General features: G+C 29.8%; 24 protein-coding genes and 1 riboswitch. Of the genes, 2 read left to right on the top strand and 22 right to left on the bottom strand.

What is annotated here, in order from left to right:
* Positions 1-5: 5 nt before the first annotated feature.
* From B2P65_RS13175 to B2P65_RS13130, 10 genes are all read right to left on the bottom strand, one after another.
* Positions 6-209, bottom strand: a complete 204-nt coding sequence (locus tag B2P65_RS13175) for a BhlA/UviB family holin-like peptide (RefSeq protein WP_346848134.1) — start codon at positions 207-209, stop codon at positions 6-8.
* A gap of 72 nt (positions 210-281) precedes the next feature.
* On the bottom strand, positions 282-821 hold the full coding sequence (locus tag B2P65_RS13170; protein ID WP_346848133.1) for a hypothetical protein: 540 nt from the start codon (positions 819-821) through the stop codon (positions 282-284).
* 191 nt (positions 822-1012) lie between these two features.
* Positions 1013-1489 (bottom strand): hypothetical protein, encoded by a 477-nt coding sequence (locus tag B2P65_RS13165; protein ID WP_346880279.1) that lies wholly within the window; start codon positions 1487-1489, stop codon positions 1013-1015.
* Between the two features lie 150 nt (positions 1490-1639).
* Entirely contained in the window at positions 1640-1762 is a 123-nt protein-coding gene (locus B2P65_RS13160) for a hypothetical protein (RefSeq protein ID WP_346880278.1), read from the bottom strand.
* Positions 1763-1927: 165 nt separating this feature from the next.
* Positions 1928-2050 (bottom strand): hypothetical protein, encoded by a 123-nt coding sequence (locus B2P65_RS13155; RefSeq protein WP_346848130.1) that lies wholly within the window; start codon positions 2048-2050, stop codon positions 1928-1930.
* A 53-nt stretch (positions 2051-2103) separates the two neighbouring features.
* The gene (locus tag B2P65_RS13150; protein WP_346880277.1) at positions 2104-2484 is read right to left on the bottom strand and encodes a hypothetical protein; all 381 of its coding nucleotides are present in this window, start codon (positions 2482-2484) and stop codon (positions 2104-2106) included.
* A gap of 93 nt (positions 2485-2577) precedes the next feature.
* A complete protein-coding gene (locus tag B2P65_RS13145; protein ID WP_346880276.1) occupies positions 2578-2838 on the bottom strand; it encodes a hypothetical protein in 261 nt (86 codons plus the stop codon).
* 101 nt (positions 2839-2939) lie between these two features.
* Entirely contained in the window at positions 2940-3110 is a 171-nt protein-coding gene (locus B2P65_RS13140) for a hypothetical protein (RefSeq protein ID WP_167403110.1), read from the bottom strand.
* A gap of 717 nt (positions 3111-3827) precedes the next feature.
* Positions 3828-4157 carry a HesB-like protein gene (locus B2P65_RS13135; protein ID WP_035132274.1) on the bottom strand — a complete coding sequence of 110 codons (330 nt, stop codon included), beginning with the start codon at positions 4155-4157 and terminating at the stop codon, positions 3828-3830.
* Between the two features lie 195 nt (positions 4158-4352).
* Positions 4353-4919, bottom strand: coding sequence for an MEDS domain-containing protein (locus B2P65_RS13130; RefSeq protein WP_035132272.1), 567 nt, complete (start codon positions 4917-4919; stop codon positions 4353-4355).
* 307 nt (positions 4920-5226) lie between these two features.
* On the opposite strand from B2P65_RS13130, the gene asnB reads away from it, so the two are divergent.
* Complete coding sequence (asnB, locus tag B2P65_RS13125) at positions 5227-7092, top strand: asparagine synthase (glutamine-hydrolyzing) (RefSeq protein WP_035132270.1); 1866 nt, start codon at positions 5227-5229, stop codon at positions 7090-7092.
* Between the two features lie 57 nt (positions 7093-7149).
* Here the strand turns inward: asnB and B2P65_RS13120 are convergent, their stop codons facing one another.
* From B2P65_RS13120 to glyA, 12 genes are all read right to left on the bottom strand, one after another.
* On the bottom strand, positions 7150-7623 hold the full coding sequence (locus B2P65_RS13120) for a hypothetical protein (protein ID WP_346880275.1): 474 nt from the start codon (positions 7621-7623) through the stop codon (positions 7150-7152).
* Between the two features lie 188 nt (positions 7624-7811).
* Positions 7812-8753: an SPFH domain-containing protein gene (locus tag B2P65_RS13115; protein ID WP_035132267.1), complete on the bottom strand. Its 942-nt coding sequence runs from the start codon at positions 8751-8753 to the stop codon at positions 7812-7814.
* On the bottom strand, positions 8754-9185 hold the full coding sequence (locus tag B2P65_RS13110) for an NfeD family protein (protein WP_035132265.1): 432 nt from the start codon (positions 9183-9185) through the stop codon (positions 8754-8756). It lies immediately after the preceding gene.
* A 366-nt stretch (positions 9186-9551) separates the two neighbouring features.
* Positions 9552-11330 carry an aminopeptidase P family protein gene (locus tag B2P65_RS13105; protein WP_346880274.1) on the bottom strand — a complete coding sequence of 593 codons (1779 nt, stop codon included), beginning with the start codon at positions 11328-11330 and terminating at the stop codon, positions 9552-9554.
* 202 nt (positions 11331-11532) lie between these two features.
* Complete coding sequence (gene hemB, locus B2P65_RS13100) at positions 11533-12498, bottom strand: porphobilinogen synthase (protein WP_346876193.1); 966 nt, start codon at positions 12496-12498, stop codon at positions 11533-11535.
* Between the two features lie 61 nt (positions 12499-12559).
* Positions 12560-14014 carry a uroporphyrinogen-III C-methyltransferase gene (gene cobA / locus B2P65_RS13095; RefSeq protein WP_346880273.1) on the bottom strand — a complete coding sequence of 485 codons (1455 nt, stop codon included), beginning with the start codon at positions 14012-14014 and terminating at the stop codon, positions 12560-12562.
* A 19-nt stretch (positions 14015-14033) separates the two neighbouring features.
* Complete coding sequence (gene hemC, locus B2P65_RS13090) at positions 14034-14906, bottom strand: hydroxymethylbilane synthase (RefSeq protein WP_346848124.1); 873 nt, start codon at positions 14904-14906, stop codon at positions 14034-14036.
* Positions 14907-14938: 32 nt separating this feature from the next.
* Positions 14939-15577: an NAD(P)-dependent oxidoreductase gene (locus B2P65_RS13085; protein ID WP_346848123.1), complete on the bottom strand. Its 639-nt coding sequence runs from the start codon at positions 15575-15577 to the stop codon at positions 14939-14941.
* A 30-nt stretch (positions 15578-15607) separates the two neighbouring features.
* Positions 15608-16732, bottom strand: a complete 1125-nt coding sequence (locus B2P65_RS13080) for a pyridoxal phosphate-dependent aminotransferase (RefSeq protein ID WP_414632446.1) — start codon at positions 16730-16732, stop codon at positions 15608-15610.
* A 38-nt stretch (positions 16733-16770) separates the two neighbouring features.
* A complete protein-coding gene (gene cbiB / locus B2P65_RS13075; RefSeq protein ID WP_414632278.1) occupies positions 16771-17736 on the bottom strand; it encodes an adenosylcobinamide-phosphate synthase CbiB in 966 nt (321 codons plus the stop codon).
* A 14-nt stretch (positions 17737-17750) separates the two neighbouring features.
* Positions 17751-19247 (bottom strand): cobyric acid synthase, encoded by a 1497-nt coding sequence (locus tag B2P65_RS13070; protein WP_346848121.1) that lies wholly within the window; start codon positions 19245-19247, stop codon positions 17751-17753.
* Between the two features lie 260 nt (positions 19248-19507).
* Positions 19508-19680, bottom strand: a riboswitch (cobalamin riboswitch).
* A gap of 135 nt (positions 19681-19815) precedes the next feature.
* Positions 19816-21048, bottom strand: a complete 1233-nt coding sequence (gene glyA, locus B2P65_RS13065; protein ID WP_346848120.1) for a serine hydroxymethyltransferase — start codon at positions 21046-21048, stop codon at positions 19816-19818.
* Between the two features lie 379 nt (positions 21049-21427).
* Between glyA and B2P65_RS13060 the strand changes: the two genes are divergently transcribed.
* On the top strand, positions 21428-21610 hold the full coding sequence (locus B2P65_RS13060; protein WP_150845548.1) for a hypothetical protein: 183 nt from the start codon (positions 21428-21430) through the stop codon (positions 21608-21610).
* The last annotated feature ends 36 nt before the right edge of the window (positions 21611-21646 follow it).

The following is a 21646-nucleotide window of genomic DNA, read 5'->3' as shown; positions in this document are numbered from 1 at the left end:
AAAACCTACCTTTCTAACTTTTCCTCTATCTTATCTACACTTTTTTTAACATCATCTAAAATATTAAATCTTTGTGTTAAATCTGATATTATCTCCTGGTACTTCCCTTCTCTCCTAGAGTTTTCTTTAAGCACATAAAAAAGGAGGTATGCAAAAAACACTGCAAACACTCCTTGACTAGTAACCATTTTAACTATTTCATTCTCCATTCTACACCTTCCTTTTGCATAATAAAATACCGCATATTCATTTCTGAATAGTACGGTATATATAAATATAGTTTATTCCAGAGAAAAGTCACCTTTTCCTTCTTCCTTTAACCACTTCTTAGCTTGTTTTCTTATATCAAAATATAATCCAGTAGATTGAGCATCGTCGTATATAGCTTTTTTAGCATACTCTCTTGGGAATATTTCCATCATAGATTCTAAATCTTTCGAACCTACCTCAGCTTCTTTATACTCAATAACACTATATTTGCCATTATAATTTTTAAAAGCCATAAATGCTGGTTCTGACCAACTCCCTTGTAGCTTAAATTTTTTATCAACGAATGAGTATACTTCTTGTAATGAATACATATAAACATTAATTAGATCATCCTTATCTTCAACTCCATAGATTTTATGTGCTTCAAATGCCTTATAACTAGACTCCTCATAACCAGATTTATTATGTTCTATAATATAATCTGATATTGCCTTATCTAGTTTTTCATCTACATTAACTGATTGTTTGGAAGTGAGATATCCCATATAAATAATAAATAATAATACTATCACTATAACTAATCGAATATACTTTTTAAGAAATTGCTTCACTCTTAATTCCCCCCCTAGATTATCTTATAACAATATAACTTATGTTAAATTATACCACATAATACATTCCAAAATAATCAATTTTTATCGCAATACTATTACTTTAATGTAGTTTAATATTTTATCCATATTACACCTTCCTTTTTACATAATAAAAGAGACTAGATTTCTCTAATCGCTTAACCAACAACTTAATAATATTGTTCTTCGTATCCTATTCTGTAGCCTATCACTCTAAAATAAACTTTTCCATTATATCCTCTTACTGTAAATCTAGTTCTATCCTTAGAAACTATAATTACCCCTGGATTACTACAGAATACTGCATAAGTAGATATAGTCTTAAGAAATGTACTATCTAAAAGTACTGTAGTTCCTTCCTCTTGTATATCTACATCGAACAACACATCTTCTAGTAATACCTTTGGACTATCTATTGGAGACATTCCAAGTGTAGCACCATCTACAACTATAGTTCCTCCAGCTTTCGTTCCGTTTGTGTTAAATACATGTCTAGGTGTTCCGGCAACCATAAAACTAATAGTACCATCCGGAGATATTCTTATTCCTGTATCAACCGACTTTGATATATAAAATCTAAACGTACCAGCACTAGCATTTATTTTACATTGGTCTGCAAAGTAAATGGTTGGCGGTTTGCAATCCAAGTAATTAGGATAAAATCTAAACCTAGCAATACCATTTAGATATATGTCTGTTACATCTGCAGCTATACGAATATAAGTGTTTTCATTCCACTTAAGTCTTACTGCTGAGCCTACGCCTAATTCGTTATTTGCAGTTGCATCTATACTGCACTATCCAAACATTTTTATAATAGGATTGTTAGTTGCAGATTTTAAACGTTCTAAGGATATTGTACTTGTTTTGATGTTTCCTCCGTCAATAGTCGTTTGCCCAGCTGTGCTTAGGTTAGTCATTGTAACATATCCAGTAAGATTTATTTTACTGGCACTTATTTTTATGGATTCAGCAGTTTGATTAATACTAGAAATAATAGCATTAGTTGAAACCTTTGCTCCTAAGTCGTTTATATAGGAAGTTGAACTTCGAACTGTAGATACAATTGCAGTATCAGTAATTTTCTACTCTGCGGTATTCATTCTTGTGCTAAAAGAAGTTACTTTGCCATCTATAGTTGTAGTAATCTGTTCTACAGTTCCAACTCTGCTGGTGATTCCTGTTAAGCTAGTTTCTATTGTAGACACTTTACTATTAGTAATGATTATTTGGTCTTGAAAATTCTCTTCAAATGATACACTTATAGTGTTAATTCAGTCTGACTAACCTTTAATGTTATCTGATTTTGCAACTGTGTAATACTGCTACTTTGTGTACTAACTGTAGAATTAAGTCCACTAATCTGTATAGTATGATTACTAATAGTTGCTACTGTACCATCTAATGTCCTTTTAACATCATTAACTCTTGTATCCACACCAGTTATTTGACCTGTCAAAGCATCTATAGTACTAGTGTGGCTACTAATTACACTATTGATAGAGTCTACTGTGGAGTTATAAGAATCTTTAAGTTGTATGGTCTGCCCATCTTTAACTATTGTCGTATTGCTTATTAAAGTAGATATTTGACCTTGTTGAATGTTTAAGGATATAGTATTACTTTCTGTAACTTCCTTCATTGTAGACAATGCACTTGCCGAGCTTGTAGAGTAAGTTAAATCTACAGTTGGATTAATTAGACTACCCTCAGTTAAGAAATGTCCGTCCTTGAATTACTTCATGTATTGAGTAACATCTATAGGTTCTTCTACTGGTGTTACTAACTGGTGATAAACTGTGATTGGATTAGCCTGTAACTCGTCTTTCCATTTTGCTATTGTATAGGTGCCAATTAAAAAGTTAAAACCTATTTGACCGTCACTACTACTGGATGTACAAACAGTATTAAGTGGGGCTAAAGGCCAACTTACACGACTATTACTATATTTATCGCATATAAGGTATTGATCCTTTAAACCATGTAATCTAATCATAATAAAAGCACCTACTCTTTATTTAAGTAAGTGCTGCTTATTACTTCTTTTAGTTTAAATTGCTACCATAATGTGTACTTTATTTTTATTCTCACATTATTTTACCATTTTCCATCATAGCTAATTGGCTTAGATTTTTTATCTGAAGTTTTAGCCCTTCCTTGAAGTTCTGGTACTGGATGAACTTCATTTTTAGGAAAGTGATTATGTTTATTACTTTCTGTACCATGTGAATCTTTTGGATCTGGTCTTCTCATTCCTGCTTTTGCCATAATATTTCCCTCCTACTTATTTGTCACCATTAGTTTAAACAATATGAAAAGTTTTATACTCAATTATGTTTTCTATAGATGGAAATAAGTATATTAAAATAAAAGTACAATGCTAAATAAAATTAACATTGCACTTTTATTTTAATATAAGATTTTACTTATTCATTAGCCGCAGCTACTACAACTTGAGCATCCGCCACCTTCAGCTTGCTTTTCAGGCTCTATAGAAAATCCACCTCTACCATTCTCTTCGCCTGAAAGAATAGTAAGAGCTCCAAATTGCTCAGTAACAGACTTATCTACTAAGAATGTAAGTCCGTCTACTACTTCTGTGTTATCAGTATCTTTTTTTTCATCTAAAACTAGATTAAATGATGGGCCGCCTCATCCCATACCTGCAAAATGAATTCTTACTGTATCTGCTGTAACTTCATTATCTTTTAAAAATTGTAAGAATTCAACGGTAGCTTTATCACTTATTTTAACTGTTGACATAATCTTTACCTCTTTTCCTTTTCAGTTTTATAGATACATTACTATTGTGTCAATGAATCTACATATTTATTACACTAATAAATATTACTATGAATGTCAATTGTATTTATCATTGGATTTATTAATAGATTTTATTTGAAATAAATATACATACTAAAAAAAGTGCAATATTAAACAAGTTTAACACTGCACTTTCAGTAATATAATTATTATTTATTAAATTTAACCGCAACTTGTGCAACCAGCACAACCGCCACCTTCTGGTTTTTTTTCTGGTTCTATTGAGAACCCACCTCTACCATTTTCGTCTGCAGAAAGAATTGTTAATTCACCAAATTGCTCAGTAACTCCCTTATCTACTAAAAATGTAAGTCCTTCTACTACTTCTATGTTATCAGTATCTTTTTTCTCATCTAAAACTAGATTAAATACAGCACCACCACAACCCATACCTGCAAAATGAATTCTTACTGTATCTGTGGTAACTTCATTATCCTTTAAAAATTGTAAGAATTCAGTAGTAGCTTTATCACTTATATTAACTATTGACATATTTTTCTTCCTCTTTTCTATATATACTAACTATTATCTCGATATAATTAAATCTTTATGACATTAAATATAAATAATTTCAATGTCATTTATATTTATATAATATCATAGCCGTTATGTGTGTCAATAGACTTATTTATCACTCTTTTCTATAGAACTTTATTACCTATAAGAGAATGTAATAGCCAAATTTTTCTATACTATATTACTCTCTACTTGAAAGGATTCTATTGGTAAAATTTCATTTCCAAACATCCTATAATCATGGTATTTATAGGAGCCTCTCATAATGTCTTCAGTAATAGTTTTTCCTCTATTTACATAATCTAAAAAGTCATAGGATGTCAATATATCTATACGTTCCTCTTCGCATATATTAGATAAAGCTTTAATAAATTCTTGAAATATTGTATTGCATGTATTATTTAATATCTTAGCACCATCTATTATAAAGCAACCTCCCCAAAATCCTGAATTTGAGGCTTTGGCTTTAAGATCTCTAAAAAACTTTGAAATCATCGTAGAGTTTATATTTTCATTATAGGATGACATTAATATACTACTCATCTTAATATTTTCTATCATTAATCTTTCATTTGAATCTAAATTATTAGTAAGTAATTTATATATATCTTCATCTACATAAAGATAAACATAGTTATTATTTTCTATTTGCTGTTTTATGTATTTATATAGATTAATCACCAAATGATCCTCTCCATAATAATAAAAACAGATATTTTTACCGCAACAATTACTCATAATCTCTCTCCCCTTAATTAATACCATATTGATTCTATTATTATTATTCTATTACAATGTTTAATTACCTTTTTTTTCCATAAAATAATTATCTGATTATTTTTACATTTTATTACAACCATTTTAAAGTTCTTATCCTGGTTGAAAAGTTATCCAACTTATATAACTTTTCATGTAGAAATATGGTATACTATGTGATAGAAATAATAGTTATGTACTACTAATTATATAATAATGAATATATTGATTAAGATAGATATATATTGTAAAATATTTTTATGTGTATAAACACTAAGGAGGATTATCGATGTGCGGATTTGTAACGTTTTTTAGCAATTCTAAAATACTAGAAGAAAAGAAAGAAACTCTTCGTGATATGAGAGAAGTTATTAAACATAGAGGCCCAACTCAAGATGGAGAGTATATGGACGAAAATGTTTATTTAGGTTTTAAAAGACTAAGTATTCTTGATTTGGCAAACGGAATTCAACCCTACTCTTATAAGGATGAATTAGAAATAGTTTTTAATGGAGAAATATATAATTATATATCTTTAAGAGATGAATTAATAAAAGAAGGCTATAGTTTTACTACTAACTCAGAGGTAGAAGTAATAGCTACATTATATACTCATTTAGGAGATAAGTTTGTTGAGAAACTTAGAGGAATGTTCTCATTTATTATTTGGGATAGAAAGAAAAAAGTATTCTTAGGTGGAAGAGATCCATTTGGAATAAAGCCATTTTATTATACAGAAAATGAAACTGGACTTTATGTAGCTTCTGAGCTTAAGAGTTTTCATGCTAATCCAGATAGCGACTGTGTTGATATTGATAATGGAGCACTTCATGACTATCTTACATTCCAATTTGTACCTGAACCTAAAACTCTACTAAAGGATATAAAGGTTTTAAAACCAGGTCATATTATAAAGAAAGAATTAGGTAAAGCTCATGAAATAAGTTGCTATTATTCGATCAAGTTTAACCCTACTCCAGGACCTAAAGATGAAAAGATGGAAGAAATTCGTAAGGCCATAGAAGATTCCGTTGAACTGCATATGCAATCTGAGGTTCCTGTTGCATCTTTCTTATCAGGTGGGATTGATTCTACTGTAGTAACTGCTTTAGCAAAAAAACACATGCCGGACCTAAAGACCTTTACCATAGGTTTTGACCGAAATGGATATAGTGAAATTGATTTAGCTAGAGAATCAGCTGATAAACTAGGGCTAGAAAACATAAGTAAAATAGTTTCTTATGAAGAATTTGCCAATGAATTACCTAAAATAATTTGGCATATGGATGAACCCGTAGCAGACCCTGCAGCTATACCACTTTATTTTATAGCAAAAGAAGCAGCTAAGCATGTTACAGTTATTTTATCTGGAGAAGGCGCTGACGAGGTATTTGGTGGATATACTATTTACCATGAACCTAATTCGTTAAAAATGTTTGATTATGTACCTGGCTTCTTAAAGAAAGCCTTAAAATCTGGTGCATCCCTTATACCAGAAGGAACAAGAGGAAAAAGCTTTATTGATAGAGGCTGTACTCCTATGAGAGAGCGTTATGTTGGTAATGCAAAAATCTTCTTAGATGATGAAAAAGAAGGAATACTTAATAAGTATGAGTCAAAATATACAATTAAGCGATCTATGAATGATATCTATGATAGAGCTGCTCAGTATGACCCTATTACTCAAATGCAGTTTGTAGATTTTAATACATGGCTTACTGGAGATATCCTTGTTAAAGCTGATAGAATGACTATGGCTCATTCTTTAGAGCTTAGGGTACCTTTCCTAGATAAAGAAGTGTTTAAAGTTGCTTCAAAGCTCACTGCAGATGAAAAAATCAATGGTCATGTAACAAAATACTTATTAAGAGAGTCTTTTAAATCAGAATTACCATTCTTAACTGCTCTAGATAGAAAAAAACTGGGATACCCAGTTCCAATAAGATTATGGCTTAAGGATGAACTTTATCAATGGGCTATGGACATAATAAAAAATAGTAACGCTGATGAATTTGTAAATAAAGCTGCTGCTATTAAATTAGTAGAAGATCATAGAAAGGGTCCATTTGACTTAAGTAGAAAGATTTGGACAATACTTATATTCTTAATTTGGCATAAAGTATATATAGAAAGAGAAACTCCTTTTCTAGATTAAGATTAAAGACGTAGAACTCTAATAAGAATTCTACGTCTTTTTATTTGTATTATAAAACTATTTAACTACACTTATGTTGTTCTCTTTTAACCAATCAATTAAATGATTAATTAAAAATTCATCTCTAAAGGTATAAAATTCATCTAATTTGTCTTTATTAATTAAAACTCTATTAAAAGTTAATAGAGGATTTGACCAATCAACCTTACTATAAATTTCATTTTTGTCATTAGGACTTAAAGTATCTAAGTAGCTTTTCACGGAATTCACTAATATACTTTCATTTATTAGTGGAATATAAAGATAATTATCACTATAGTTCATAGTAACATCTTCTGCTTCCGTAGCTAATTCCTTTTCCCAACTTTCAAGTTTATCAAATTTGGATTCATCCTTTAATGCTTCTATAATACTTTGAGGAATGTAAGAAAATTCACCATCATTTAAGTTTAAATAACATTCCCCTTCACCTCTTGTTTCTGATAAGCTAAGCTCTAACATTAAGTCTAAATCAATGTTTAAATTATTCATAAAATTTTCACCTACCTTTTAAATTATATATTTATATAAACTTTCTCATTTCACTGTATTAAGAGTATATGCTAATATAGAATTTTTTACAATATTTATTTAATAAATTCAACATTTTAATATAGATATTGTAATTATTTATGTATAAAATAAAGCATTAGGTTGTGTCCTAATGCTTTGTTTTATTACTATTTATTATTTTTTAGCATTTCACCAATAGCTGCTATACTTCCAAGGGAAGATAGTGTTTCATTTGGTAATATAAGCTTGTTAGCAGGATTATTAGCCATTTCTTTAAGAGCTTCAACTTGTTTTAAAGCTATAACAGTTTCATTAGTTCCTGATTGAATTATAGCTTCATTTACTCTTCTTATCGCTTCTGCTTCTGCTTCTGAAATTTTTTCAATAGCTTTTGCTTTACCTTCTGCCTCTAGTAATTGAGATTCTTTTAATCCTTCTGCTCTTCTAATATTTGCTTCTTTTTCCGCTTCAGCAGCAAGTATTTTACTTCTCTTTTCTCCTTCAGCTTTTTCAATTTCTGATTGTCTTGATCCTTCTGCTTGAAGAATCATGGCCCTCTTATCTCTTTCAGCTCTCATTTGTTTTTCCATAGCCTGTTGAATTTCTGATGGAGGTACAATATTTTTAATTTCTACAGACAATAACTTAATTCCATAAGCATCAGTAACATTATCAACGATTTGTAATAATTTTGAGTTTATAAGGTCCCTTCCTGCTAATACTTCATCTAGAGTCATATCACCTAAAATATTTCTCATATTAGTTATAGTGGAATACATTATACCTTGAACATAGTTTTCTATGTTATAAACTGCATCCTTTGCACTTAAAACTTGATAAAATATAACGTTATCTACAGAAATATTAACATTATCTTTAGTTATTACGTTTTGTGGTGGTATATCAAGTATTTGTTGTTTAACAGATACCTTCTTTCTAATAAAGTCCACAAAAGGTATTGTTAAGTGCCAGCCAGGTTCTAATACCTTATAAAATTGACCAAACCTCTCCATAACATAGTTAGAACCAGTGTTAACTACTTTAACTGATGAAATTATGATGACTAGAACTACAAATAGTATGACTAAAACACCAATTACTAATTCCATTTAAATCACTCCTTTTTTAATTATCAATTTATTATTTTCAATTTTTAACACCTTAAAAGTATCACCAATATTTATATCTTCACCTATATTTCTAGCTGTCCAATAAACTTCGTTAACTTTTATTCTACATTCCCTATTACTTTCTAATTTAACTTCAGATACAAACTCTCTATCTTCATACTTGCCAACCAATGGTTTTTCAGTTGGTAGATTTACGTTAATATATTTTTTAGACACCTTTAATCCAAATATAATTGCAATAGTTCCTAGTATTAAAGCAATCCATATTTGTGTAGTAAAGTCTACAAAATATCCTGCAATAAAAGCAGGAATAAATCCTAACCCTAACCATGAAAAGGTAAAACTACTTGTAGTTATATCTACAACTATTACAAAAATAAGTAATCCAAACCAAATCCAGTTTAAATCCATTAAATATCACCTCTCAAATTTAAATAATATTAACAAGCATATATAAATTATTATATGCTTGTGTATTAAGTATAATTATATCACATTATAGTAAAATATTATAATTTTTTATATTATTTAATTAGGTATTTTTTTCACCTATATAGCGTATATATTATAAGTGTACATATAAACACCAGTAAGTTTGGAGGTATTGCCATGAACCGTGATTCTAATATGTTCAGTTATTTGTTTATAGGTATGTTATTAATTATAATATCCGGAATAGTTAAAATGCTATAATATTAAAATGCTATAATAAAAATCATCCCTATTATGTAGAGATGATTTTTGTTTTGTTATGAAACAATAATTTGTAATATAAGTTTAAACTTCTCTAGTTTCTTTCTTCAAAAATTCTTTTTCTTCTGTATTTAGATAAGGTGATAACAATTTATATACTTCTTTATGATAATTATTTAAGAATAATTTTTCCTTTTCTGTAAGCATATCTATTTTTATACCATTTAAATCTATAGGACAATAGGTAGCTACATCAAACTTCATAAATTGTCCCCCATATTCTGTTTCATTGTCTTTAGTAACAAATAGTAAATTCTCTATTCTAATCCCATGCTTACCTTCTTTATATACACCAGGTTCATTTGTAACATTCATTCCTTCTTCAAATACTACTGTATTAGGAACTTGTGAGAAGTTTTGTGGTCCTTCATGAACATTAAGGAAAAATCCAACTCCATGACCAGTTCCACATTTATAGTCAATTCCTGCTTCCCAAAGTGGTGTTCTTGCAATAACATCTAAATTAGATCCAGTAGCCCCATATAAGAACTTAGCCATAGTTAAAGCTAAATTACTCTTAACTACAAGAGTAAAGTCTCTTCTTTCTTCTTCGGTTAATTCACCTAGAACTATGGTTCTTGTTATATCTGTAGTTCCATCATAATATTGTCCACCTGAATCCACTAAGAATAACCCTTCTGATTTTAAAGTATAATTACTTTCTGGCGTAGCAGAATAGTGCATCATAGCAGCATGTTCTTTATAGGCAGCTATAGTTGAAAAACTTGGTTCAACAAAATACTCTTGTTCACTTCTTAATTTAATTAGTGTATCTGCGGCTGACATCTCAGATATTTCTTCTTTATCTACATTTTCTTTTAAGTACTTTATGAACTTAACCATAGCAACTCCATCTTTTATAGTACAGTTTCTAAAGTTACTTCTTTCAACTTCATTCTTTATTGCTTTTAAATCTGTAGTTATATTTCTTTTTTCGATTTTAGAAATAGATTCATTTAATGAGGTAAGAATTTTCACATTAGTTTTATTTGGATCAAATAATATAGATGTATCTTTAAGTTCTTTTAAGTTATTGAATATCTCATTATACTTTAATATATCAACAGAAGAAGCCTTTAGATTGGTTATAACTTCATCAGTTAATTTATTATTATCTATGAAAAACTTAACATAATCCATGCTAATTAATAAATAAGATATTGTTACAGGACTGCTTTCTACATCATTTCCCCTAATATTTAATGTCCAAGCGATATCATCTAAGGAACTTAATACGTAATATTCAGCCCCTATTTCCTTCATCTTTTCACGAATAATAGCAAGTTTTTCTGATGCTGATTTACCTGCAAATTTAACATCATGAAGAAACACCTTTGTATTAGGCATAGCTGGCCTATCACTCCAAATTGGAGATATTAAATCCTTTTCTGGATTTATTTTTATTTTTCTGCTTTTAAATGTTTCTGTCATAGTTTTATATATTCCAATAGGCATTACAGAACCATCAAACCCAACTATATCTCCTGGATTAAGCTCTTTTTTTAGAAATTCTGTGAAGGTAGGAACCTTAGGTTGTCCCATTTTAAAAAGCTCTATTCCCGTACCAGATAGTTGCTTTTCAGCTTGAATATAATAACGACCATCTGCCCATAGTATTGCTCTATTAAGAGTTACCACTACAGTTCCTGCTGAACCTGTAAAGCCAGAAATCCATGCTCTAGCTTTGAAGTATTCAGCTACATATTCACTTTGATGAGAATCAAAACTAGGAATAATGTAAGCTGATAATTGATTTTCCTTCATAGCCCTTCTTAGGCTTTCAATTTTTTCTTTAACATTCATCCATATTCACCCCTATTTTCTACTAATAAACATCTAAACCTATTATACTGCTAAAATTTTATACAATCAATGATATAATTTATAAATATGAATTTTGTTTTAAAATTATTCATTATACCAAATATCTAAATTCTGATTTCTAATTATTATGGTATAAAAAAACTCATTGCTTTATTACAATGAGTTTTTATGTTAAATCTATTTATTCTTTAATCCATTTACTTGCTTCTAATGCATAGTAAGTGATAATTAATTTAGCACCAGCTCTTTTTATTGAAATTAACATTTCAAGAGCAGCTCTTTTTTCATCAATTAATCCATTTTCTCCTGCATTTTTTATCATAGCATATTCTCCACTGACATTGTAGGCAGCTATAGGCATATTAAAAGTCATACTGGCCTCTTTTATTATGTCTAAATATAATATAGCTGGTTTAACCATTACTATATCAGCACCTTCTTCAATATCAGCTGCGATTTCTCTCATAGCTTCCTTACCATTAGCAGGATCCATTTGATAGCTGCTTCTATCTCCAAATTGAGGAGCTGAATTTGCAGCTGCTCTAAAAGGACCATACATAGCAGAACTATATTTTGCACTATAACTCATTATAGATATATGCTTAAATCCGTTTTCATCTAAGATATCTCTTATGGCTTTAACTCTACCATCCATCATATCTGAAGGTGCAATCATGTCTGCTCCAGCTTTAGCATGAGAAAGTGCAATCTTAGCTAAGTACTTTAAGCTTTCATCATTATCTACTCTCTCATTTTTAATAACTCCACAATGACCGTGAGAAGTGTATTGACACATGCATACATCGGTAATAACAAATAATTCCTTAGAGATTTCTTTGACTTTTCTTATTGCTCTTTGAACTATACCCTCTTCACAGAAAGCTGAAGAAGCAATTTCATCCTTCTCATCCGGAAGTCCAAATAAGATTATACCTTTTACTCCTGCAGCAATAACTTCATCTATAACTTCTGGTAATCTATCTAAAGACCAGTGGTAATTCCCTACCAGAGATGGGATCTCTTCTTTAATATTTTCTCCTTCAACCACAAAAATTGGGTATATAAAATCATTACTATTTAAAATAGTTTCACGTACCATATCTCTTATTGCACTAGTTTCTCTTAATCTTCTATATCTTTTGAACATAATAAACATGGCCTATTAATGCAAGGCCATGATACACCTACCTTTCAGTCTTTAAAAAAATTTATTTTATTAAGGTATCTATAATACCTTGAGTTCCAATTTTATCACATTGTGTATAGGATAATTGATGAATATTTAAAGCCTTTGAAGTAATAGGCCCTATTGATATAATTGATTTTTCTTTTATCTTATCTATTCCAACTAAAGTAATCATATTTTCTACGGTGCTAGGACTAGTAAATACAACTGTATCACAATTATCAAAAGAAACTATATTAGGATTTTCACCAATAACTGTGTCATATACTGGTATATCATCTACCTCAGCTCCAATATTTCGAAGTTCATTTACAATATAGTCTCTCCCCTTTTTTGAGCGTGGAATTAATATTTTATCTCCTGATGAAACCTTTAGTTCTATAGCTTTAAATAAACCTTCACCTGTAAATTCCTCTGCTGTTAAAGTTGGAATTATTCCCTTAGCTTTTAAAGCTTTAGTAGTAGCATCTCCTATAGAAACAAACTCACCTTTAATTTTTCTTATATCTATACTGTTATGGTATAATGCATTAAATAGCATTTCAACTCCATTAATACTAGTTAATAATATATACTTATAGTCTTCTAATTTATTTTCAATAGCTTTAATACTTTCAGGATTAGGTTCTATTGCAATAGAATTTATTTCTGTAACTGAAGCTCCTAATTTAGATAATTCATCGCCAATTTCCCTGCTTTGTGCTTTACTCCTAGTTATGCAAATATTTCTTCCGAATAGAGGTAACTTCTCAAACCAATTCAACTTATCATTGAATTTGACTACTTCTCCCACTACAATGATAGATGGATTTGATATGCCCTTTTCCTTTGCTATTTCAGTTATATCTTTTAAAGTTCCTACTGCTTTCTTTTGATTAGAGGTAGTTCCACTCATTACAAGAGCTACTGGAGTTTCTTCTCCTAATCCAGCAGTAATAAGACCGTTGCAAATGCCTCCTAATTGTTCATAACCCATCATAAAAATTAAAGTACCCTTTAATTTAGCTATAGTTTCAAAATCTAAGTTTAAACCAGCTGCACTTTTAGCAGTAAAGACATGAAAACTTTGGGCAATTTTCCTATGGGTTACAGGTATGCCACCATAATTGAGTGCTGCAATAGGTGAAGTTATACCTGGCACTACTTCAAAATCAATATTTTCATCTATTAGAGCTAAAGCTTCTTCACCACCACGACCAAATATGTATGGATCTCCACCTTTAATTCTTCCAACAATATGTCCTTCTTTTGCTAATTTAACTAAGGTATCATTAATCTCTTCCTGAGTTTTATAGTGACATCCTGGCTCTTTTCCACAATAATAAAGTTTTGCATCTCTATTTACATATTTTAATATTTCAGAACCAGATAATCTGTCATAAAGTATAGCTGTACATTCTCTTAAAACCTTTATAGCTCTTAATGTTATTAAGTCTGGTGATCCTGGACCACCTCCAATTAAATAAACCTTTCCCATAAATCCTCCTATTAAATATCTACTTATTTAAGATAACTTCTGATAATTTTTTTCCTAAGTTTAAATATTCTTCTTTATTTCCTATTATAGTGTCTTTTACTAAATTACCATTGACTTCATATATACCCATAATAGTCATTACATCATCTTCTATAGAAGCATATGCACCAATAGTAGAATGACAATCACCCTTTAACTCTCTCATAAAACTTCTTTCAGCTTCTACGCAAATTCTAACTTCCTCATTATCTAGAGCCCTTAATTCATCTGCATACTCACAACTCTCATGAATTTCTATACCTAAAGCTCCTTGTGCAATAGCAGGAATTATTTCATTTGTTTCAAAATAATTGGTAATAATTCCTTCTAATCCCAATCTCTTTAATCCAGCAGCTGCTAATACTATTCCGTCTAAGTTTTCATTTTCAATCTTATCAATTCTTGTTTGAACATTACCTCTTACAGGAACTATTTCAATGTCTGGTCTTAAAAGGAGAATTTGCTCACTTCTTCTTTTACTACTAGTACCAACTCTAGCCCCCTTAGGTAAATTAAAAAATGAAACACCATTCATAGAAACAAAGGCATCCCTTACATCTTCCCTTATTGGCGTAGCAGCAATAGAGAAACCATCTGGTAGCTCATATGGCACATCCTTCATACTATGGACTCCTCCATGTGCTTTTCCATCAATCATTAATTTTTCTAACTCTTTTATAAAGACTCCCTTTCCACCTATTTTATCTAACGTTACATCAAGTCTTTTATCTCCTAAAGTATCTGTAAGAACCTTTTCACATTTTATATTATGTAGCTCTTCAACCAAATCCATTACATAATCAGTTTGAACTTGAGCAAGCTTACTTTTTCGTGTAGCTAATTTTAAATTCAATTCTACTCCTCCATTCATTGTATAATTTAAATCTATACCCATTCATTTATTAAATCCGAATAAAATAATTGCAAAATCTCAATATGGTATCCATTGTTAAAGAAGAAAAGAAAATCTTCAGAACATATAAAATTTAGAATTTCACTTTTATTATTTAAAGTTGTTACATTATTTCTAATATGAGTTATAAATTCTATATAATTGTCAAAGTTCTGAAGATACTCCTTTGCCTTATTGCATAAAAATACCGATGCTTTAGGATTTTTTCCTTTAATTCGAAGCCCCAAAGCAATATTTTCACTTCTTCCTGTAGCACAAAGAATAGCTTTAGAATTCTCCGGAAGGGTAGTATCAATAAAAATTTTATTTTTACTGTTACATATATTCCTAATATTTTCGTTGAATTTAGAATCATTTGTACAAATTACAATTAAATGATAATCCTCCAATAACTCATTAGTAAAAGTTTTATCTAGAAGTTTCAAATTATCATAAACACCATCTAACAACTTAAATTCATCTGTAAACTGTTCTGAGATGCAATGAACCACAAACCTACTATTTAAAAGAGTTTTAGCTTTTATTAAAGCACTTTTTCCTCCTCCTAATATTAAAACTTTAGTATTCATACCATTCAATGAAATAAATACGGAATCATTAAAACTATCCATGAGAATCCTATCCTTTATTTTAATATTTATTTAGCTACTAATTTCACTTAAAGCTTTTATAATAGTTTCATTCATATCTCTAGTTTTTATAGCTAACCTTACAAAACTATCATTAAGACCAGTATAGTTATTACAATTTCTAATTAAAATACCCTTTTCCATAAGCTGTTTTAAAAGTTCTGAGCTTGTAATTCCTTTTATCTTACAAAGAAAATAATTAGCCTTGCTTTCATACACCTTTTGTATAATCTTTATATCATTCAAAGATTTTTTCATAAATGCTCTTTCGGATATCAACCAATTTTTACTTTCATCTATAAACTTTTCATCAAATAATGCATACTTAGCAGCAACTTCTGCAAAACAATTCACTGTCCAAGGATTTTGATTACAAATAATGAAATCTAGTAATTTATTATTTCTACTTATGGCATAGCCCAAACGAACTCCTGCCATGGAGAAAAATTTTGTTATAGCTCTAACAATTACAATACAACTATAATTATGTATATAATTAATTATACTCTTATTATTATCTAATACAAACTCTATAAACGCTTCATCAATAATCACTAATTTATTATGGGCTTCACAATAATCTAATATGTTTTTAAATTTACAATGATCAATAATACAACCATTTGGATTATTAGGATTAGCCATTATTAACCCCTCAGTATTTTGTATCTGTGTAAAAATATCTTCATAATCATATTCCATAAACTCATTTAAAAAAGAATAATTGATATCCAATTTATGTTTTTTACTAAAATCTTCGTATTCTACAAAGGAAGGAACAACTATGGTTATAGAATTCAAGTAGCTTATAACTAAATCTAAAATTTCAGCTGCTCCATTTCCTACTATAATATTTTCAATACCTATGCTATTAAAATACTCTTTACCATAGGCATTTCCATTAAAATACTCATTACTTTTAAATAAATAATTTAATAGGTTATTTTTTAATTCTCTATATTTTATATCTGGATACAGAGGTACCTTTTCTAAAGCTTCTCCTATATTTCCCTTAAAATCCTTAGATATGGATATAGGATTTACATTTGAGCTAAAGTCTAAAAGTTTTCTTCCAATTAAAGTACCTTCAGTATATATATCTCCTCCATGTTTCAAAATATATATACCACCTTTCATCTTAATATGTGCAAGTATATAAAAACACTCACCTTTAACTAAAGTATAATTATAGATGTTAAACTTAATATTATTAGTAAAATTTCACTACTATACATTAGTATTATAGATTTCTTAATGTGTTGATGACTTAAAGCTTCTGTAGCATCTCCAATAGTTGGTTTTTCTACAATTTCTCCAAAGTAGGTATTAGCACCACCTAATTGAATAGATAAGGCCCCAGCAGTAGCTCCCTCAGGATAGGCACAATTAGGACTTTTATGATTCTTTCTGTCTCTAATCATAATCTTAAAGGATTCAATTATCCTTCCCTTAACTACCCATGCTGTAAGACACATTAATACTCCAGTTAGTCTAGCAGGAATAAAATTAAATATATCATCAACATTTGCTGGAAAAAAACCTATATTCTTATATTTTTCATTTAAGTACCCTACCATAGAATCCATAGTGTTAATTCCTTTATACATCATAGCAAGTGGTGCCCCTCCTATGATGGCATAAATTATAGGTGCAATTATACCATCAGAAGTATTTTCAGCTATAGTTTCTACATCACCTCGAATTATTTCATCCTTACTTAAAGAAGTTGTATCTCGACCTACAATATATGAAAGCTTAACTCTAGCTTCTTTTATATCATCCTGAACAAGAGCATTATAGACCTGAATTCCGGCTGTATGAAGACTCTTAGCAGCAAGCGTTGTCCATATTATTAAAGTATTAACTACTATAAAAACAATATTATTTATTATAGATAGCTTAAGTAATAAATATGGAATAGTGTATGTAATTATACAAACCATAAACACCATAAATAAAGAAGCCCACTTCAATTTAATATTATTAGGGAAATGTTTTCTTAGCCACTTTTCTATAGCTCCAATAAGTTTTCCTATATATATAATCGGATGTGGTAGCCAATTAGGATCACCTAAAATAAAGTCTAAAATAACTGCTAAAGATACACAAAGTATATTTAAGGATATATGAAAATTAATCATGATAACTTCTCCCACTATCTATTTAAGCCCATTATTTTATATATTTTATTCATATCTATAGAGGCTCTTACAAGGTCAGCTAGTTTATCTAATTCCTTTTCTCTTAAGTGCTCATAAGCCATAGAAACCTTCTCTTCAATTCCCTTGTCTCTTCTTAATTCATTAATAATGTGTTGTCTAAACTCAACCCCATCAAAAATACCATGAATATACGTTCCCATAACATTTCCTTTATTATTTACTACTCCATCTAAATGATTAGCTTCTTCATTATTGCTCTTATTTATGTTAATAAGGCTTTTACCTTCATCTAAAATCGTAGTTTTTCCCATGTGTATTTCATATCCATAAATACTTAAAGGTGTATCATTGTTTATTAAATCCTTTGCTATGATACCATTAACTCTAGTAGTAATCTTTTTCTCTTCAAAAACTGTTTTTATAGGTAAAATATCTAATCCTTCCATAGACTCTAGTGTAGTTTCAACTCCATAAGGATCCTCTAATATCTTCCCTAGCATTTGATATCCTCCACAAATACCTATGATTTTCCCATTAACTTCATATTCTCTAATTTTGTTATATAAGCCTGATTTTTTTAAATATTCTAAATCCCCTAAGGTATTTTTAGTTCCAGGAATTATAACTAAATCAGGAGTTTTAAATTCAGTTACAGTTTCCACATATCTTACAGAAACATCTGGTTCTATAGATAACGCATCAAAATCAGTAAAGTTTGATATATGCGGTAACCTTATAATGGCTATATCAATTTTATCTGTGATATTTTTATTAAGGTCAACAGCTCCATCTTCATCCTCTAAGTCTAATTTAAAATATGGAACAACCCCTAAGCAATCCCTATGAGTTAACTCCTCTAAACTATCTACTCCAGGTTTAAGTAAGGATATATCTCCTCTAAACTTATTTATAATAGTTCCTTTAACTCTGTCCTTTTCACTATCACTAAGGAGCATAATAGTACCTAATAAAGAAGCAAATACGCCGCCCTTATCGATATCACCTACAAGTAAAACAGGTGCATCTATTAGTTCAGCCATCCCCATGTTAACAATATCGTTGTCTCTTAAGTTTATTTCTGCTGGACTTCCTGCCCCTTCCATAACAATAATATCAAATTGATTTTCTAATTTTTCAAAAGCAGACTTTAAATCATCCTTAAATTTAACTTTTAAATTGTGGTATTCCTTTGCATTGGAGTAACCATATACTTCTCCATTAAAAATTATTTGACAATTTTTATCTGTAGTAGGTTTTAGTAGAATAGGATTCATATATACCTCAGGTTCAAGCCCTGCAGCATAAGCTTGCAAAACTTGAGCACGCCCCATCTCTTTTCCATCCAAAGTTATATATGAATTAAGAGACATATTTTGTGACTTATATGGACATACCAAATATCCATCTTGTTTAAATATTCTACATAATGCAGTAACTAGTATACTTTTTCCTACAGAAGAAGCTGTACCTTGAATCATTATTTTAGCCATTTATAATACCTTCTTTCTATTAAGTAGAGAACCCAAATCTTTGATTTGGGGTGAATCACTTACTCAGCGAACGCAGTGAGTCGAGTTTCAATTTAAATAAAATAAAAAAGCAAGGAAGAAAAGCTCCCTTGCCAAATAATTAAAATTTCCATCTTAGTAAAATAAAAAATATAAGTTTAAATCTAAGTAAGATAAACTTACCAAAATCTTTAATTTTACTTATACATATTAACTTAGTCACTAAAATAGCTCATTTCCCTCCGAAAGCTCATATTTAGGCAGGTCTCCTGGCTTATGAATCATTCTAACCTCACCTTCCCCTATTAAGAGTGGTATTTGAGGGTCGTCATCATTTACAGTAGCGGGGGCTGCTATGGATTTTAACCATATTCCCTTTTCACTTTTAAAAAGCACCTAAAATACTATTTAATTTTCACCCATAATTATAAGAGGTTTAAACACATAAGTCAATATAATGTGAATTTTACTTTGCATTCATTCTTATATTCTATAAAAAATGTAAAGACCTAGCAGTGAAAATGCTAGGTCCTTAGTTATTACAAATACTTTACTTATATAATGGAATTTTATTGCAAAGAGCTTTAACTCTTTCCTTAGCAGGTGATAAATCAGCATCTCTGTTATCAATTGCCCAATTCATTATATCAGCAATTTCAATCATTTCTTCTTTTCCAAAACCTCTAGTAGTAGTAGCAGGAGTACCTATTCTAATACCACTAGTTACAAATGGGCTTTGGGATTCAAAAGGTATTGTATTTTTATTTACAGTGATTCCAACTTCGTCTAATAGATGCTCCGCTGCTTTTCCTGTAATATCTTTATTTCTTAAATCCACAAGAATTAAATGATTATCGGTACCATCAGACACTAATTTAAATCCTTTTTCTTTTAATGCACTTGCAAGAGATTTAGCATTTTCTAAAACTTTTTGCTGATACTCTTTAAAAGATGGGTCTAGAGCTTCTTTAAAGCAGATAGCTTTAGCTGCAATAGTATGCATTAATGGACCACCCTGTATTCCAGGGAATATAGTTTTATCTACTAGTTTTGCATACTTTTCTTTACAAAGTATTGCCCCACCCCTTGGTCCTCTTAAAGTTTTATGAGTTGTTGTTGTAATAAAGTCTGCATATGGAGCTGGACTAGGATGTACACCTGCGGCAATAAGTCCAGCTATATGAGCCATATCTACCATCATATATGCACCTATCTCATCACATATTGATCTTATTTTATCAAATTCTATTATTCTTGGGTAAGCACTAGCCCCCGCAACTATCATTTTAGGCCTTTCCTCTAAAGCTACAGTTCTTAATGCATCATAATCTATAAATCCATCTTCACCTACTCCATAAGATATAAATTTATATAACTTTCCAGAAAAATTAACTGGACTTCCATGGGTTAAGTGTCCACCATCAGATAAATTCATTCCTAATACTTTATCTCCTGGTTCTAATACACTCATATAAACTGCCATGTTAGCTTGAGAACCTGAATGAGGTTGAACATTGGCATGGTCTGCTCCAAATAGTTTACACATTCTATCTCTAGCAATATTTTCAGCAACATCTACGCATTCGCAACCACCATAATATCTTTTTCCTGGATATCCTTCTGCATATTTATTTGTAAGAGTGGACCCCATAGCCTCTCTCACGGCCTCACTTGTAAAGTTTTCTGAAGCGATAAGTTCGATTTTACTTTCCTGTCTAGCAGTCTCAAGACAAATTGCTTCATAAATTTCCGTATCAATGTTTTTAACATGTTCTAAGTTCATACATACTCCTCCTGCAATTAAAATTAGTTGTTTTTGGTGGAACCATGTGAATAGCTTTTTAACAAGTTTTTTTCTTTTGCGTTAGTAAAGCTTTAGTACTTAGTTTTGCAGCACAGATAGCAACAATATAACCACCAGAACCTTTACATATTATTATAACATTTATTTTCATGTTAACATACTCAATTTTTTAATTATTCTTGAAATTTTTTAATTATATGACTTTATGTGTACAAAAACACCCTTAAATAGTTTCTATATATTTAATTTTTTAAAATACTATTTAACATAATTTAATAATTCCTTTAGCTATATTATTGAATAAATCATCTACGTTGTTATATAATCTATTTAATTAATAACTACAAGGAGGAATGATATGGAAATTCATATATTTCTAAAAGGCAAGAAAGAAGCTGAAATTTTTAAGGGAGATAGAATTGATATCCTTGATTTTGAAATGGGTGGAGTTAAGTATAAGCAAGTGAGATACTTTAGAAACGGATTTAGTAAAAGTGAATTAATTGAATCTAATATAATTGATAAAATAATTAAAAAGTAGAGGAAATACCCTCTACTTTTTAATATAGAACATTAT

This window comes from Clostridium sp. UBA3061, from assembly GCF_002367465.1.
GTDB lineage: Bacteria > Bacillota > Clostridia > Clostridiales > Clostridiaceae > Clostridium_J > Clostridium_J sulfidigenes.
Note: the sequence above shows the minus strand (reverse complement) of the source record. Positions and strands in the feature narration are given on the sequence as shown.

What these genes read in the sequence shown, in the direction of transcription:
- B2P65_RS13175 (WP_346848134.1), bottom strand. Translation starts at nt 209, where the DNA reads ATGGAGAATGAAATAGTTAAAATGGTTACTAGTCAAGGAGTGTTTGCA.
- B2P65_RS13160 (WP_346880278.1), bottom strand. Translation starts at nt 1,762, where the DNA reads ATGACTAACCTAAGCACAGCTGGGCAAACGACTATTGACGGAGGAAAC.
- B2P65_RS13150 (WP_346880277.1), bottom strand. Translation starts at nt 2,484, where the DNA reads ATGAAGGAAGTTACAGAAAGTAATACTATATCCTTAAACATTCAACAA.
- B2P65_RS13145 (WP_346880276.1), bottom strand. Translation starts at nt 2,838, where the DNA reads ATGATTAGATTACATGGTTTAAAGGATCAATACCTTATATGCGATAAA.
- B2P65_RS13140 (WP_167403110.1), bottom strand. Translation starts at nt 3,110, where the DNA reads ATGGCAAAAGCAGGAATGAGAAGACCAGATCCAAAAGATTCACATGGT.
- B2P65_RS13135 (WP_035132274.1), bottom strand. Translation starts at nt 4,157, where the DNA reads ATGTCAATAGTTAATATAAGTGATAAAGCTACTACTGAATTCTTACAA.
- B2P65_RS13130 (WP_035132272.1), bottom strand. Translation starts at nt 4,919, where the DNA reads ATGAGTAATTGTTGCGGTAAAAATATCTGTTTTTATTATTATGGAGAG.
- asnB (WP_035132270.1), top strand. Translation starts at nt 5,227, where the DNA reads ATGTGCGGATTTGTAACGTTTTTTAGCAATTCTAAAATACTAGAAGAA.
- B2P65_RS13120 (WP_346880275.1), bottom strand. Translation starts at nt 7,623, where the DNA reads ATGAATAATTTAAACATTGATTTAGACTTAATGTTAGAGCTTAGCTTA.
- B2P65_RS13115 (WP_035132267.1), bottom strand. Translation starts at nt 8,753, where the DNA reads ATGGAATTAGTAATTGGTGTTTTAGTCATACTATTTGTAGTTCTAGTC.
- B2P65_RS13110 (WP_035132265.1), bottom strand. Translation starts at nt 9,185, where the DNA reads ATGGATTTAAACTGGATTTGGTTTGGATTACTTATTTTTGTAATAGTT.
- B2P65_RS13105 (WP_346880274.1), bottom strand. Translation starts at nt 11,330, where the DNA reads ATGAATGTTAAAGAAAAAATTGAAAGCCTAAGAAGGGCTATGAAGGAA.
- hemB (WP_346876193.1), bottom strand. Translation starts at nt 12,498, where the DNA reads ATGTTCAAAAGATATAGAAGATTAAGAGAAACTAGTGCAATAAGAGAT.
- cobA (WP_346880273.1), bottom strand. Translation starts at nt 14,014, where the DNA reads ATGGGAAAGGTTTATTTAATTGGAGGTGGTCCAGGATCACCAGACTTA.
- B2P65_RS13085 (WP_346848123.1), bottom strand. Translation starts at nt 15,577, where the DNA reads ATGGATAGTTTTAATGATTCCGTATTTATTTCATTGAATGGTATGAAT.
- B2P65_RS13080 (WP_414632446.1), bottom strand. Translation starts at nt 16,732, where the DNA reads ATGAAAGGTGGTATATATATTTTGAAACATGGAGGAGATATATATACT.
- cbiB (WP_414632278.1), bottom strand. Translation starts at nt 17,736, where the DNA reads ATGATTAATTTTCATATATCCTTAAATATACTTTGTGTATCTTTAGCA.
- B2P65_RS13070 (WP_346848121.1), bottom strand. Translation starts at nt 19,247, where the DNA reads ATGGCTAAAATAATGATTCAAGGTACAGCTTCTTCTGTAGGAAAAAGT.
- glyA (WP_346848120.1), bottom strand. Translation starts at nt 21,048, where the DNA reads ATGAACTTAGAACATGTTAAAAACATTGATACGGAAATTTATGAAGCA.
- B2P65_RS13060 (WP_150845548.1), top strand. Translation starts at nt 21,428, where the DNA reads ATGGAAATTCATATATTTCTAAAAGGCAAGAAAGAAGCTGAAATTTTT.